This is a genomic window from Paraflavitalea devenefica (assembly GCF_011759375.1).
Classification (GTDB): domain Bacteria; phylum Bacteroidota; class Bacteroidia; order Chitinophagales; family Chitinophagaceae; genus Paraflavitalea; species Paraflavitalea devenefica.
In genome coordinates, this window is sequence record NZ_JAARML010000001.1 from 360,560 (window position 1) to 376,647 (window position 16,088).

General features: G+C 46.7%; 12 protein-coding genes. 3 read left to right on the plus strand and 9 right to left on the minus strand.

Annotated features, from left to right (window positions below; translation table 11 throughout):
- Positions 1 to 184: 184 nt before the first annotated feature.
- From HB364_RS01345 to HB364_RS01375, 7 genes are all read right to left on the minus strand, one after another.
- The gene (locus HB364_RS01345; RefSeq protein ID WP_167286102.1) at positions 185 to 2,623 is read right to left on the minus strand and encodes a TonB-dependent receptor; all 2,439 of its coding nucleotides are present in this window, start codon (positions 2,621 to 2,623) and stop codon (positions 185 to 187) included.
- 94 nt (positions 2,624 to 2,717) lie between these two features.
- Positions 2,718 to 3,056 carry a hypothetical protein gene (locus tag HB364_RS01350; protein WP_167286103.1) on the minus strand — a complete coding sequence of 113 codons (339 nt, stop codon included), beginning with the start codon at positions 3,054 to 3,056 and terminating at the stop codon, positions 2,718 to 2,720.
- A gap of 115 nt (positions 3,057 to 3,171) precedes the next feature.
- Entirely contained in the window at positions 3,172 to 5,007 is a 1,836-nt protein-coding gene (locus HB364_RS01355; RefSeq protein ID WP_167286104.1) for a tetratricopeptide repeat-containing sensor histidine kinase, read from the minus strand.
- A gap of 52 nt (positions 5,008 to 5,059) precedes the next feature.
- Positions 5,060 to 5,704 carry a response regulator gene (locus tag HB364_RS01360; RefSeq protein WP_167286105.1) on the minus strand — a complete coding sequence of 215 codons (645 nt, stop codon included), beginning with the start codon at positions 5,702 to 5,704 and terminating at the stop codon, positions 5,060 to 5,062.
- Between the two features lie 171 nt (positions 5,705 to 5,875).
- Positions 5,876 to 7,468, minus strand: a complete 1,593-nt coding sequence (locus HB364_RS01365; RefSeq protein WP_167286106.1) for a DUF1501 domain-containing protein — start codon at positions 7,466 to 7,468, stop codon at positions 5,876 to 5,878.
- Positions 7,469 to 7,487: 19 nt separating this feature from the next.
- Entirely contained in the window at positions 7,488 to 9,167 is a 1,680-nt protein-coding gene (locus HB364_RS01370; protein WP_167286107.1) for a DUF1800 domain-containing protein, read from the minus strand.
- Between the two features lie 289 nt (positions 9,168 to 9,456).
- Positions 9,457 to 10,635 carry an acetyl-CoA C-acyltransferase gene (locus tag HB364_RS01375; RefSeq protein ID WP_167286108.1) on the minus strand — a complete coding sequence of 393 codons (1,179 nt, stop codon included), beginning with the start codon at positions 10,633 to 10,635 and terminating at the stop codon, positions 9,457 to 9,459.
- 111 nt (positions 10,636 to 10,746) lie between these two features.
- Between HB364_RS01375 and HB364_RS01380 the strand changes: the two genes are divergently transcribed.
- Both HB364_RS01380 and HB364_RS01385 read left to right on the plus strand, forming a co-directional pair.
- Positions 10,747 to 11,841 carry a quinone-dependent dihydroorotate dehydrogenase gene (locus HB364_RS01380; protein WP_167286109.1) on the plus strand — a complete coding sequence of 365 codons (1,095 nt, stop codon included), beginning with the start codon at positions 10,747 to 10,749 and terminating at the stop codon, positions 11,839 to 11,841.
- Between the two features lie 61 nt (positions 11,842 to 11,902).
- Positions 11,903 to 12,715, plus strand: coding sequence for a TerC family protein (locus tag HB364_RS01385; RefSeq protein ID WP_167286110.1), 813 nt, complete (start codon positions 11,903 to 11,905; stop codon positions 12,713 to 12,715).
- Here HB364_RS01385 and HB364_RS01390 read toward each other — a convergent pair.
- Both HB364_RS01390 and dnaB read right to left on the minus strand, forming a co-directional pair.
- Complete coding sequence (locus tag HB364_RS01390; protein WP_167286111.1) at positions 12,712 to 13,428, minus strand: RsmE family RNA methyltransferase; 717 nt, start codon at positions 13,426 to 13,428, stop codon at positions 12,712 to 12,714. The genes HB364_RS01385 and HB364_RS01390 overlap by 4 nt on opposite strands.
- A gap of 88 nt (positions 13,429 to 13,516) precedes the next feature.
- On the minus strand, positions 13,517 to 15,085 hold the full coding sequence (gene dnaB, locus HB364_RS01395; RefSeq protein ID WP_167286112.1) for a replicative DNA helicase: 1,569 nt from the start codon (positions 15,083 to 15,085) through the stop codon (positions 13,517 to 13,519).
- 605 nt (positions 15,086 to 15,690) lie between these two features.
- On the opposite strand from dnaB, the gene HB364_RS01400 reads away from it, so the two are divergent.
- Positions 15,691 to 15,936, plus strand: a complete 246-nt coding sequence (locus HB364_RS01400) for a hypothetical protein (protein WP_167286113.1) — start codon at positions 15,691 to 15,693, stop codon at positions 15,934 to 15,936.
- Positions 15,937 to 16,088 lie beyond the last annotated feature (152 nt).

A 16,088-nucleotide genomic window follows, 5' to 3' on the forward strand; every position in this document is an offset into this window, starting at 1 on the left:
TTTGCTACTAAAATACAATCTTGTTAACAAAACCAGGAGGTCAATAAAAGCCCTTCCTAAAAGGCTCACAGGCACTAAATAAAAAAAGCCCTCCGCAACAGCGAAGGGCCCTCAATCCTATGAAAACGGGTTAGTAATACCCATTAATAACGATCCTGGCGCAAAATTATTATGTACCCGCCGCCTATAGGTTAGTAAAAGAAAGGGGTACATTCAGCTTGATACTGAAATTCCTGCCCATATTATAGACCCCTGTACGGCCGGTAACATTGTTTACAGCCGTATACTTCAGCCGGCTCAAATGATTCTGATAAGCCACATCACCTATATTATTAGCCGCTAAGTACAAACTGAATAACGTCTTCCCTTTACTCACCACATCTCCGCCCAGGCCTGCATTTAACAGGCTATAGCCCGGTGTCCTGGTCTCTGTATTATAACCGGTAAACGGGTTGTTCTGGGCAAAAGTATTATCCAGTTCTACTTTCACATACCCATGCCTGATCACCTTTCCTTTATCGGCAAATACGGCTTTTACATCATTGATCAGCCTGGCAGCAGGAATAAAAGGCAGGTTTTTACTACCGTCCTGTTCCTCGCTCAACGTACCACGCACCACAGAAAAAGTATTCTCAACATGCAGCCAGTCCAGGGGATGCGGGTGAATATCCAGGTTCACTTCTGCGCCATACAGCCGGGCATTGTGCTGGTCAAAACGGAAAGCCATAAACTCATCTGTCCCATCTACCAGTATAGAATCGCCGCCGGCAGCAGCCTGCAGCTTTCGGTAATAAATAAAATTATTCACGGCATTATAGAAAACATTGGCGGCCAGCGATACATGCTCCGTATTCACTTCTATGCCGCCATCTACCTGTAAGCTGGTTTCAGACTTCAGGTCCTGCTCCCCATACTCATAACGGTTGGTCCCTTCATGAGCGCCATTGCTGGCCAGTTCGGGTATACTGGGAGCCCGGAACCCACGGGCTACATTGAGCTTAAAAGTCACGGCCTTGCTGGCTTCATAGCTCAGGCCCACGCTGCCCGACACATTAGAGAAGTCTTTCGTAAATCCCTGGAATTTAACATCACCGCCATCTTCCAGTTCTTTGGAGTCAACAGAGCGGTTATCAAAACGGATGCCGCCGCTCAAGGTTAGCTTATTGATGCGCTTCTGCGTATACGCAAAACCACCGATATCAAACAGGGAATACTCCGGTATCAGCGCCTCTGCGCCCTTATTCTTATTGCTTTGCTGCATGCCGTTCACACCAATCGTCGTTTTCCAGCTATTCTTCTCTGCGAAATGATATTGTACATTATAATTTACCGTATTCAGGTCAAAATACAATTCCTTTTCGCCGGGGTCCAGCACATTCCCAAACTCCTGCCGCTGGTTGCGCTGATAACCTGCCAATACCGTAAGCCGGTCATTGCCTATATTAAAACTGTTATCACTCACTATCTTAAAATGCTGTATCCGCTGCCGGGGAATAAAAGGATCTGTAGACGTGAAATCTTTACCGGCAGCAATGGCTTCTTCTTCAGTACCGCCGTTATTCACCAGCTTTAAAAACTGTCCGGTAGCATCATCCCGGTCGCCTTCCACCAATCCCACCTTTTGATCAAAATTGCTCATATACAAATGGCTGAAGCCCCACTGCTTATTCAACCCGATATAACCACCAAAATCCCGCTCATTAAACTTGGAGTTGAATACATACCCATCATACTTATTCTTATAATCTGCGGCAGCTTTATAGGAACCGTAAGCGCCCCATATAAAACCATTGTGATTGCCGCCAATATCAAAATGTGTACCGCGCAGGCGGTTATTGGTCTGGTATGTCCCAAATACATTTCCTTTAATCGTTCCTTCCGCCGCGGGTAAAATAGAAATAATATTCACTACCCCGGCCAGTGCATCACTGCCATACATCAGGGAGGCAGGTCCCTTCAGTATTTCTGCTTTGGTCACATTATATTCATCAATTTCAATACCGTGCTCATCGCCCCATTGCTGTCCTTCCTGCCTGATGCCGTCATTCACCACTACCACCCTGTTATAGCCCAGGCCACGGATAGAAGGCTTTGAAATAGCAGGACCTGTTGATATCTGCGTTACGCCCGGTGTTTTACTCAAAGCATCTATCAGGTTCGTGGAAGTGCCTTGCAGCAGTTCTTCTTTTTTCAAAATATTTACCGGCACAGGGGTTCTTTTCACCGAAGTTGCAGCCGATACACCGGTAACTGTTACCGCCTCATTTTCTGCATAAGACCGGGAAAGTGAAAAATTCTTTTCCGTATTGCCCCGCAACTCTATATACTCCACAATAGATGCATACCCGGTAAAACTTACCTCCACCAGGTATTTCCCTGACGGAATATTCTGCAGCCGGAAAATGCCTTGCTGGTTAGTGGTACTGCCTACTTTAAGATCAGGGAAAAGTACAGAAGCACCGGCAAGCGTTTCTCCTGTTTTTGCGTCGGTTACCTTACCGGTGAAAGATACGCTTGGAGCAGTAACAGTGCCCGCAGGTGTTGTATTCAGTGCTGATGGCTGTGCCTGAACACCCAGACAGCCTGTTATCAATAACAGTATATAAATAGAAAGCTGTTTCATAATTTATTTTATCAGTCAATATAGAAATCATACATACCGGCCTACCGGTAAATGGCAAATACCGCCAACCGGGGGTTGGAGGAAGTAAACAATATTAACTGATGGCAGGAGGTCCCCGCAGTGAATGGAAGAATAGATCAGTAGCGTATACCCGGCTGGAAAGGGCAGCGGACAGGATGGCATACGCCCGGGAAAGGGTAAGGTCAATATACTGGCTATCGGCTGTGAAAGGCGATTCAGCCACCAGGTTTTGGTGATTACAGTTAAACCCTGCCTTGGTAACCTGCGCTGCATCCGATTTGGTGGTACTAACGCCATCTGTGTGGCTAACGATCCAGTCGTGCAGGGTTTTCTTAGGCGTAATGCTGAATGCAAAAAGCACCAGTAAAATGCCCGACAGTGAACGTCTTAATATGGAATGGTGAATAGCCAACTTTATCGCTACTGTGTTGCAAATTAAGACAAATACAATAAAACCCTCCATCTAATTTGCTAATGGCTTGTTACCAGGGGGCTTAGCAGCTATGCCCCAAAGTATTAGACAGGGACTATTTTTTCAGTACTACGGTAAAAAGGGAGCCTTTGCCGGGTTCACTTTCGCAGAAGATCTTACCATTGATCTCCTCTACAATACGTTTTACAATAGAAAGTCCCAGTCCGGTAGAAGATTCTCCATCCGTAGGGCGGGAAGATAGCTTACTGTACTTGGAGAAAAGATAGGGCAGGTCGTCCTTTTCAATACCTACCCCTTCATCACGCACCTTAATACTGATTGCGTCTTGTTCATCGCTGATGCTGATCCATACATTCTTCCCGTGCGGGGTATACTTGATGGCATTGGATAGCAGGTTTTCACAAATACGGGTTACCAATTGCTTATCGCTAAGGAGGAAAAGATTCTTGTAGGGCATTTCCGCATGCAGGTGTATATCTTTCCTGGCAGCCATGGGCCTGAAGCTGTCAATGACCTCTTCTGCAAAAATGGTAAGGTCAAAATTCTCCAGTTGCATCCGGTGTTCAGCAATATCCTTTCGCTCTACATCCAGGATACGCCGGATCATTTCTTCACCATTATTGCTGGCCTGTATAATCTTACTCAATGCTTTTTGCTGCTCCGCCGTCAACTGGCCCGGCTCCGACTGCAATACATGCCCCCATACCTGGATAGTGGTAAAAGGCGTACTCAGGTCATGCGATACGATGCTGATCAAAGAGTTCTTTTCATAATTCAGCTCTGCCAGCTTTTCATTTTGCTGAACAATCAATTCATTGATATGCTTTAACCGGCGGTTGGCATTCCGCTTGGTAATAAACGCAATCGCGATCAGTATCCCTATCAGGGCCAGGGCAATCGCCAGCAAAGTAACGATCCTCGTTTTCAGCGTTTCTTTCTCTACTTCTTCTTTCAGCAATTTATTGGCTACTTCCCGTTCTTTGGCATGAAAGCGCTCCTGTAATTCCGCAATTGTTTTATACATATCGCCATTAATAATGGCCGTATCCAGTTGGTACCATTTCTTCAGGTTACCATAAGCAGTACGATAATCCCCTTTATATTCAGCCAGCCGGGCCAGTACGCTCCAGGTATCAGACTCCTTACTCTTCGATCCCAGGTCCTGCGCCAGCTTCATAGCCATCTGCCCGTACTTGGCAGCAGAATCAAATTGTTTCTTCTCATTATAGGCATCTGCCATATTCAGCATATCTGTCCACAGATCATCAACACTTTCTCCGCCAAGGTGGCGTTCATAATTACGGCGGTAATAGGTCAATGCCTGGTCATACTTCTTTTCCTTATGATACAGGTTGCCCATATTATTATAAGTGCTGGAAAGATCAATCCTGGATTCATAAGGTTTTCCATAACGTATCGCGTCACTCAACAATATCCTGGCGCTATCGTACTGGTTCAACTGGGTATAAATAACTGCCAGGTTGTTATAAGTATTCACCAGGTCATACACATCTCCTGCTCCTTTTGATATTTTAGCAGCTTGCAGGTAAAACTCTTTGGCTTTCTTTGGTTCCTTAATATTGGCATAAACAATGGCCAGATCACTCAGGGCGGCTTTCTCATACGCCGCCTCCGTCAGCTTCCTCGAAGCATCCAGCGCTTGCAGGTAATATTCAATGGCCCGGGGGAAATTATTACTCATCTCTTCATAAATACCTTTGAGACGAAGCGACAATACATCGCCCTTAATAAATTGCAGCTTGTCCGACTCCGTTTTAATGAAGTTGGCATAATACAGCAGGGAGTCAGTCTTATCTTCTGAAAAATCAAGACAACGGTCATAGACCGCCTTCAGGTAAGTAGTATCAACCTGTGCGGAAGAAGCATTCGATACAAGGAGCAAAAAAAGGACGGGCCACCAATATTTCACTGATTAGCAGATTACTACAGCAAGATAATGATTTCCGGTGTTTGGGTAGTTTTTATTCTATCAGCTTATTTTTAAGGGCAAACTTTACCAATCCTACCGTATTATTCACTCCCAGCTTGGCAATCAGGTTTTTGCGGTGGGTTTCTACGGTGCTTACACTGAGGAAGAGCTTTTCGGCAATCTCCGAGTTACTATACTCCTTACAAATAAGGGTGAGGATCTCTATTTCCCGCCTGGAGAGTATTTCATCCACCTTTTTATCTTCTATGGTGATCGTATGCCTGAAGTCCTGCTCGGTATCCAGGATATTAATTTCCTTACTGAAATACTTCTGCCCGGCGGCAATCGTATGCAGGGCATTCTTTAATTCATCAATGCTGGAATTCTTCAGCAGGTAACCTTGTATATCATACTTCACCAGCTTATGGATATAGCGGGTGCCTCTCATAATAGTAAGGTAAAGTATCTTAAGCTGCGGCTTTACTGCCCGGATCTTCTTCAATAATTCTTCTTCTTCAATATCAGGTAAATGCACATCCAGTAATAAAACATCTATATCCAGTTCGGGCAGCTTTTGTAACAGGCCTTCACCCGTTAATGCCGACCCTACCACCCGGATCCCGTCCTGCTTATTCAATAACAATGTCAGGCCTTCCAGGTATAATTCGTGGTCGTCAGTAATAAACAATTTCAGCATAGTAGGTTTCGATCGGTTTGCTTTTTGGTAAAGCTATCGAATTGTAAGGATTCCCAATCATCAGCAATTTAAAACTATTTACTATATGAAAATAAAAAAGCCCTTTCAAGGGCTTTAAATTTCGGATTTCGTAATCAGGTAACTGCAGTAAGCTGTCATCCTGAGCTTAGATTACCGCACTTTCAGCATAGATCTTACCTGTTGGATAGCCCCATTTTGCAAACGGGCATAATAAACACCCGTGGGCAACCCATGACTATCAAAAGGTAGCGTATAGGCGCCGGGCGTATGCACCTTATCCGTCAGCGTTTTCACCACCCGGCCCAGGCTATCCATTACCTGCACCAGCGTGTGGCCTCCCTTCGTACGGAATGTAATAGAAGTGGTCTGCACAAAAGGATTAGGATAATTAATAATAAGTTCTTCGCCTGATCCGCGGATAATATCATCCAGGCCGGTAGTGCCACAGGCTGCATTTACCGCAAGGGGTAATTGCTGAAAGTTACGCAGCATAATCGTTTCCAGGTCTGTGCTATTCACGCAAAACCACTGCTGCAGGATAGAAGCATAAACACTGCGGAAGTCATATTGAAAAGGAACATTATCATTGACCGACGCCCCGCTGGGAATATAGGGATTGTTCCCTACAATGCCCGGGCGCACATTTTTACCAAACACAAACATAGGGGCCGCCGAGCCATGGTCGGTACCCATACTGCCATTGGACTTGATCCGGCGCCCAAACTCGGAGAAAGTAAGTCCGATCACACGGTCGGCCACGCCCATGGATTCCAGGTCATCCATGAAAGACTTAATGGCATTGGACACGCCCGACAGGAGATTGTTGTGTAAACCCGTAGTAGTATCCAGTGAATTTACCTGTGCCGAGTGAGTGTCAAAACCACCGGTGCTCACCATATAAATGCGGGTCTTCAGTCCACCCTTTACCAGCCGCGCAACGATCTTTAACTGCTGCGCCAGGTAATTATCGCCGGGATAAGTTCCCTGTGAAGTCACTTTGGATGCCGCAGCTTTGATAACCGTAGAATACTTCTCTGTTTGGCCGGCAATCAGGCGTATATACTTCAGCTCCTTACCCCAGGGCATATCTGGCACCTCGTCCTGTACGCCATCCAGGAAATGATAGAAGCTCATGGGATCAAAAATATTCATGGCCATATTCATCACCGGTCCCTGTAAGGCCAGGGAAGGTATGGCGCCAATCTGTATGGCCAGTGGATCAGTCACCTGCGCATTGGGGTAGCCAACGGGATAATTAGGAAACTCATTACCCAGGTAACGGCCGGCCCAGCCGGTATTTACAATCTCGTCCGGATCAGAAGCACTCATCCAGATATCGGTGGCCCTGAAATGCGAAAAGTTAGGCGAAGGAATACCCACTGATTGTACAATAGACAACTTCCCTTCATTATACAAAGTTTGCATACCCGTCATACCCGGATGGAGACCTGTTTTGGCAGTTCCATTCAGGGTAAGTATCTTATTCTGGGGGATAGCAATATTCTTCCGGGCATTATAATAATTGGAATAAAACTCAACGGGGATCACCATATTCAAACCATCATTACCTCCATTGAGCTGTATCAATACCAATACCTTGTCCGTATCTGTGGGAGGAGCGCCTAATAAAGCCTGCACCAGGGGAGAAGCGCCGGTATGTGCCTTCACAGAAAAGCCATTGATCAACGCGGGCAGCGTAATGGCGGCCGGCAAGCTTTGTTTGACAAAATCTCTGCGTTTCATAGTTATTGGGTTTAGGTGCTCAGGATAACTGGTATTCTGCCAGGTTCATGAAATATTTATAAAGGCTCTGTAAGCGCATATTCACCGTCTGGAAAGCAGTCATATCGCCAGGGGCATTTATATGGGCAGTCCACGCATCGGTCCAGTAATAATCCTGCTCCTGCCCGGTAAGCAATAACTGTTTTTTAATGGTCGTCTTGGAAGCCTCTGATAAAGAAGGCACCCTGTATAGGATAGCTAGGGAATCATTGATCAGTGCATTCGGGTTTCCGGGATTGGGCAATGTTTTGGCAAAAGCCACCGGATCTATCTTCAACATAATATTATCCCGCATATAACCGGTCGTGATCAAATAATCACTGTATATATTGCGCTTGGGTAACGTATCTGAGTTGATCCACATTTCATGCAACTGGGGCAACTGGTAATAAGCCGGCCAACCCGATACGCTGGGCGGATCGCCGATATCCTGTTGCATGGCAGCAGCCTGTATCTGTACGAACTCCCACATATTATACGCGTTGACATAATCGGCAGTGGCAGGGAACTGTACGTTGAACTCACGGCAAAGCCCTATAGTCAGGTCAATGGGACTTTTGATAAGACAGCCCTGGTTCAGGATATCAAAGAAATGTTCGCTTTTAAACAAAATAGCCAGTACCGGCTTGATCTCCCAGTTACCGTCGCGGAAAAGCTGCGCCAGTGGTTTGATCACATTTGTTTCGGTAGGCCCATCAATAATATAATAACAGAACCAGCGGTAGATCTTACGTACAATAAACTCAGACACCTCTGTCTTCTTATTAAAGATCATCGTCAGCAGGTCATCCAGCTCGGCATCGCCGGCAGTAGCATCACTGCGTCCTGTAACTGTAGCGCCGCCATAGAAAGAGGAAAATACCTTACTATCTGTATCGTGCTTCAAAGGATCAAAGATCACCGTCTCTGTAGCCGGGTCAATAGTCCAGCCTGTCAATACCCGTGCAGCCGCAATTACATCAGCTTCGGTATAATTAGGATTGTTCTCTTTGCCGAGGGTAAATAACTCCTGCAACTCGCGGGCATAGTTCTCATCAGGGGCCTGTTTTATATTCAGGAATCCATTGAGGTAACGCAGCATGGCCAGGTCGAGTGTAACGTTCCTGACCAGTTGCTTAAAATTGCCCAATGCCATTTGGTGCAGCAATCCATAATGCCGGTAAGCGGCAATGCCATTTCTATACATAAAGGACTCCGTGGCAAAGTGGTGGTGCCAGAACAACACCAGCTTTTCTGTAATACTGCGGTCCTGGTTGATCAATAGACCAGTCCACCATAATTTCCAGGAGCCTACTCTTTTTTCATTGGCTTCTTCATCGGCCGTGGGCGTATTCACCCAGGTAGCGCCGGCTGCTATAGATAATTCCGGATCACCACCGGCAATGCCGGTATTGTCATAATGCTTGACAGGAGGAGCAGGCGCCGGCGAAATAGTTAACAAAGCATCTACTGCCTGTGATACAGACATAGACCTGAAGTAATCTATATCCCCTTTCTTAGCGCCAAACATAGTGCGCTTCAAAAGATGGGCTACTTCAGCCGTTGTCCAGGGGCCTGCATAAGGAGCTAAACCGGAAGTAATGCGTCGTAAACCTGCATAAGGTTTCTCTGAAGGGATGTCAGCCTTTCTTTTAAGCTGGAAGAACGCTCGTCTATCCATAGGTTTGATTTTGGGGCGATCGCTTTTAGCGGAAAGCTTCTGCTGAAAACGATCTTTTCTTCGCCATAGTATAAACAAAAATGTTGCCACATGATGACAAACGGCCCCAACGGGTAGATTTCCACGCCTTTTTCGTAAGAACCCTATGAAGAATCCAGAAGCCAGTAGTCAGAATCCAGCAATTAAATACATAAAAAAAATGCTATATCCAGGTACTTTACCCAAACATAGCATTTACATTATTCTTTCTGCAGACTTCTGAATACCGGATGCTGAATGCTGTATTCTTCTAATTAATATTTTCAATAATACCTGCTATCCCCTGACCGCCGCCTACACAGGCCGTTACAATGCCATACTTTTTATTAAGGCGTTTCATATCGTGTGTGATCTGGATAGTAAGCTTGGTGCCAGTACAGCCCAGCGGATGACCCAGTGCGATAGCACCTCCATTGATATTTACGATAGCAGGATTTATTTCCAGCTTACGGATCACGGCCAGCGCCTGCGAAGCAAAGGCTTCATTCAACTCTACCAGGTCTATTTGTCCCAGGTTCATACCTGCCTGTTTCAATGCCTTGGGAACAGCTTCCACCGGGCCTATGCCCATAATGCGGGGATGCACACCTGCCGATGCACAATTCACCAGCCGGGCAATGGGCTTCAGGCCCAGTTCCTTCACCATCCGCTCACTCATCACGATCACAAAGGCAGCGCCATCCGATGTTTGCGAAGAATTGCCGGCTGTCACAGATCCGTTCACCGCAAAAACAGGTTTCAGCCTGGCCAATGCTTCCATACTCGTATCCTGGCGTGGCCCCTCATCCGTATCCACTACATAACTCTTTGTTTTCTTCTTTCCTTTTTCATCCACATATACCTGCTCTACGGTAACAGGCAGTATACCCGGTTTGAAATACCCCTGCTGAATAGCGTTGATAGCCTTCTTGTGGGAGTTATAGGAGAAAACATCCTGGTCTTCGCGGCTCACATTATACTCTTTGGCCACCGCTTCTGCGGTAAGCCCCATACTCAGGTAATAATCAGGCTCATCTTTGGCGATAGAATAAGCAGGGACGGTTTTCCATCCCGCTGTAGGTACCAGGCTCATGCTCTCCGTGCCGCCTGCCACAATACACTCTGCCTGCCCTGTACGGATCTTGGCAGTAGCAATGGCAATCGTTTCAAGTCCGGAGGCGCAATAACGGTTAACCGTCATCCCCGGCACATCAAAACCCAATGCCCTGGCGGCAATAATACGGCCTACCTGTAATCCCTGCTCTGCTTCCGGAACAGCATTGCCCACAATCACATCATCTACCCGCTTGGGATCAAGTTGCGGCACCGAAGCCATCACCCCCTTAATCACATCAATGGCCAGATCATCGGGCCGGTAAAAACGGAAAACACCTCTTTTAGATTTGCCTACAGCAGTACGAAACCCTGCTACGATGTATGCCTCTTGCATATAAAGAAGTTTATTAATTTCTGAAGAACAAGTTAGTTGTTTATGCAACCTTGTATACCAAAGGTAACAAGAAGAGTGAAGTTTTCAAAATACCTATCTTCGCGGCTGTCTATGTATAAGTTCATCCGACAATTACTATTCCTTTTCCCAACTGAAGGAGTACATCATTTTTCCATGAATGCCCTGAAACTGGCCTGTAAGGTTGGTTTTATTAAGCGCCTCATCAGCCAAAAGAATACCCCTGGCAATCAACAGCTCCGCCATGAGCTATTTGGCCTGCATTTTAAAAACCCGGTAGGACTGGCAGCAGGCTTTGATAAAAATGCCCTGTACCTCAACGAGCTGGAAGCCCTGGGTTTTGGCTATGTGGAAATTGGTACCGTAACCCCCAAACCACAAGCAGGTAATGACCAGCCCCGCCTCTTCCGCCTCCCGAAAGACCAGGCCCTCATCAATCGTATGGGTTTTAATAACGATGGGGTCAAAATGGTCGCCAAGCGGCTCAAAGAATGGAGGGAAAAGCAAAAGAACGAAGCAAAGGACTCACCTCTCACTCCCGATCGCTATCGGGACCACTCATCACTCATCATCGGTGGCAACATCGGTAAAAATAAAGTGACCCCCAACGAAGACGCCTGGAAGGATTATGAGATCTGCTTCCGTGAACTGTTTGATTGCGTGGATTACTTTGTGGTCAATGTAAGCTCGCCCAATACACCCGGATTGCGGGAACTACAGGAAAAAGATGCCTTGCGGAAAATATTATCCCACCTGCAAACCATCAACCAAACACTGGCCAGCGCCACCCAGGAACCCAAACCCTTATTATTGAAAATTGCACCCGACCTTACCCGGGAGCAGATTGATGATGTAATAGACCTGGCGCTGGAGATAAAACTGGATGGACTGGTAGCTACCAATACAACCATTGACCGCTCCGGTCTTCAGACCCCCGATGCAGAACTGTCTACAATAGGTGCAGGCGGACTAAGCGGTAAACCGCTGACCCAAAGGTCCACAGAAATTGTACAATACATTGCGCAAAAGACCCAGGGAACAATTCCTGTTATTGCTTCCGGCGGCATCTTTACCGGCGCCGATGCCAGGGAAAAATTACAGGCAGGAGCCTCCCTCATACAGGTATGGACAGGTTTCATTTACGAAGGCCCGGGAATTGTTCAGAATATTTGCCAGGAACTGGCATAACCAGAAAACTTTAATAACAACAAGCTGTAACAAATAACAACTTTTACAACTTATCATACAAATGGAACATCTTTTCACGACGGACAGTATCATTAGTTTTGTAATATTGGTTATCCTGGAAGTAGTATTGGGCATAGACAATGTGATCTTTGTAAGCATCATCATGAACCGCCTGCACACCGCCAAAGAAATAAAAAAGGCAAGACGCTTCTGGATGATCAGTGGTATCATCGTACGCAGCCTCTTATTATTGGGTCTTGGCTGGCTGCTGGAACAAAAAGGCAAATACATTATTCCTGAAAGCTGGTTTGGTAAAGGCTTCGATCTGGCCAGCCTCGTTATGCTGGGTGGCGGCTTATTCCTCATCTATAAAACAGTCATGGAAATACACCATAAGCTGGAAGGCGAGGATCCCAATGCCAGTACAAAAAATAAGAAGCCCCTGGGCCTGGGACAGGCATTGGGGCAGATCATGCTCATTGACGCCGTTTTCTCCTTCGACAGTATCATTACAGCGGGTGGTACAGCCAAACATGTAGAGATCATGATCGCTGCCGTGGTCATTGCCATGATTGTGATGTTCCTGTTCAGCCCTAAGATATCATCTTTTGTGCATGAACACCCTACCGTTAAAATGCTGGCCTTATCATTCCTGGTCATGATTGGCTTAAGCCTTGTTATTGAAGGTTGGGATGCGGAAAAAGCGCATGAGCTTCACCTGAAAAACTATATCTACTTTGGTATGGCCTTCTCGTTTGGCGTAGAACTCCTCAATATGACCATGCGGAAAAGACAGGCCAAGAGAGTGGTGCACCTGAATGAGCCCACATTAGAAGATAAAAGTGCACAGGCCGCTGATGACATGGCGCACTAAACAATCTTTAACAACGTAGCAGCTACCACACCCGCCGTTTCTGTACGCAGCCGGTTGGTGCCCAGCGTAACAGGTACAAACTGGTGTTGCAAAGCCAGTGTTACTTCTGCAGCGGTAAAATCCCCTTCGGGCCCGATAAGAATGATCTGAGAAGGACTGGCAGGCTGTACCTCCTGCTGCAGGGTCAGTCGCGTGTCTTCCATACAATGCGCGATAAACTTTTGGGAAATCGTGATGATCTCCTCCTGGCGAAACAACTGCTCATAACCTACCGGCTGGTGCAATACTGGCAGCCAGCTTTGCTGACTTTGCAGCATGGCGCTGATAAGAATACTCTTCATCCGGTCGTGCCGGAAATGCTCCCGCTCTGTCCGTTCACACAACAAGGGAATAATCCTTTGTATACCGATCTCTGTAGCCTTCTCCAGGAACCACTCAAAGCGGCTGGCATTCTTTAATAAAGAAATAGCCACCGTGATCGTACGTTCGGGTGCAGGAGCGTGCTGCGCTTCGGTAATACGTATGCCGCATTTCTTCTTATGGTCATTAATAATGGCAGCCGTGAGCAGGTTACCCATACCATCCGTAAGTTGTACCAGTTCTCCAACCTCTTTGCGCAATACCTGTACAATATGTTTGGAAGCCTCTTCCGGCAGCGTAATAACATCATTAACCGCAGCAGCAGATTCTATATAGAAGATGGGTAAACTCATGCTGCAAGATAAGCGAAAATGAAAAAGCCCTCCCTGTTGCATAGTGGGAGGGCTTAGGATAAAAACAACCTCAGAAGTTTATAATATTTTAAAACGGCGCATCATCGTCATCGCCGAAGGGCATATCATTCATCTTACTACCGGCCTGTATAAACAATTTGGCGCCACCACCGCCATCAGCCCCTTCAGTAGGTACAGGCTTCCAGTTACCGCCGCCGCCGCCAATACCGCCAAAATCATCATTGTCCATCTCTTCAAACTTCTGGATATGCAGCAAGGCCCGCAGCTTGATCGTTTCCAGGGAACCGTTCCGGTGTTTGGCTATCCGTATATGTGTTTCCCCTTTATTGCTTTCCCCCATTTCATTGGAGGTAATATCATAATATTCAGGACGGTAAATAAACATTACCATGTCCGCATCCTGTTCTATGGCACCGGATTCACGAAGGTCACTCAACTGAGGCATCTTATTACCTTCCTTACGGGTTTCCACGGCCCGGCTCAACTGGGAGAGGGCAATGATCGGTACCATCAACTCCTTAGCCAGTGTCTTCAGGTTACGGGAAATCGTACTGATCTCCTGCTCACGGTTCTGGTTCTTACCGCCACCGCCACTCATCAACTGCAGGTAGTCGATAATGATCAATCCGATATTGTGTTTATTTTTCAACCGGCGGGCTTTGGCACGCAGTTCAAATACGTTCAGGGCGGCTGTATCGTCAATAAAAATAGGCGCCTGTGCCAGCTTTTGGATACCCTTGGCATACAACTGCTTCATCTCATGCTCTTCCATCTTGCCACGGGAGATCTTTTCCAGCCATATCTCACTTTCGGCCGAAAGGATACGTTGTACAAGCTGCGCAGAGCTCATTTCAAGGCTGAAGAACGCAACCGGCGTGGGCTTTGACGGACTCAATGCAGCATTACGCACCAGGTTAAGGGCGAAGGCTGTTTTACCTACCGCAGGACGGGCGGCCAGGATCACCAGGTCAGAAGGCTGCCAGCCGTAGGTTACCTTGTCCAGGGAAGAGAACCCGCTGGGTACCCCGGTAATATCTTCCGTCCGGTTACGCATATCTTCAATACGCTGTACCGTCTTCACCAACACACTGTCGATACTGTCAAAATTCTTCCGGAGGTGATTATTGGTGATCTCGAACAACTTGCTTTCCGCCTCATCCAGCAGGTCAAATACATCTGTGCTGTCCTCGTACGACTCGCTGATGATCTCGCCGCTGATGCGGATCAGCTCACGCTGGATGAACTTCTGCAGGATGATCCGGGAGTGGGCATCAATATTGGCCGATGAAACCACCGCATTGGTGAGCTTGGTCACATAGTAAGGACCACCAACCATTTCCAGCTCATCCTTCGTTTTCAATTCCTCTACTACCGTCAGGATATCAATAGGCTGGTTCTTTTGCTGCAGGCTCAGCATCGCCCGGTAAATACGCTGGTTGGCATCCACGTAAAAGCATTCCGGCTTCAGGATCTCCACCACCGTATCAAAAGCGCTCTTTTCCAGCATAATAGCACCCAGTACAGCTTCTTCCAGGTCCTTGGCCTGGGGGGGTACCTTTCCATACACCATCGTACTCAGATCTATGGATCCTTTCCGGCGCGCTTTTCGGTCTTTATTGAAATTCGTTAATTCCATTGGTTCAATTGGTCAGTAAGTAAAAAGAACAATTGGCTATACATTTTATTGAACTACGGTTTTCATTGAGGACGACGAAGCTCCTGGTCACTCAATGCCGTTCAAAAGCGGCACCAATGACTCGCGGGTTAGTATTCCAGTCTTGTATTACGAAATTGTTAATCCAGGGTTATCTGAATGTTACCGCTTCAGTCAGGACGGCGAATATATAACCGCCTCCCGTCCCGGAAAAAAAAATCTGGAACCTATATTTAATCACCCGCAATTCACGAGCCGATCCACATCATTTATGGGGTTATCCACATAGATGTGCAGGATATTCCCAATTTACAAAAGTTTGGCACCCCTGCCCAAACGAAATACACACACCCTTGTGCGAAAGAATTATACCCCAAAAATTTGGTAAAGAGGTCATTGAGGTGAGATACAGCAGCACTAAGGGTTTACCCGTTCCGGGTATAAGGAAACCCCTATAGCACGCGGTTTTTAATCCATTCATAATGCTGAAACCGGCCTAAATCCAGTATTTTTAAACACAAAAAATAAACAAACCTTTACTGGTATTGTTTTAAAAGCGATATTAGTATTGTCAACTTTAAACCACCATGCGGGTATATCAACTTAGGCACTATGAGGTATTGCTGAATGATCAGCAGGGAGAAGAACTGGAGCTCCTGATACAATATGAGAAATTGTGCAGCCGGTTACTGACCACCAAGGCACTCGCCTTCTCCAACACCATCGAGATCGCCCGGTTACGCCGCTACCGCATGGAACAACGCCCGGAACGTATACACCGTCTGCTATCTGCTACCATCCCCCCATTCAACTTTTTTATCAGCAAGAACTAAACGGTTATAGCGGCTTTACAGTGACCTTACAGCGCTATTACTCCCACCACCATACCTTCTGTCTACCCGGTTTGTGGTATTGACAATCACAAATATTCTTCCCAGCTTTGCGGCTCCTGCCCAACCATTCGATCTCATGTTTAACCCCGGAA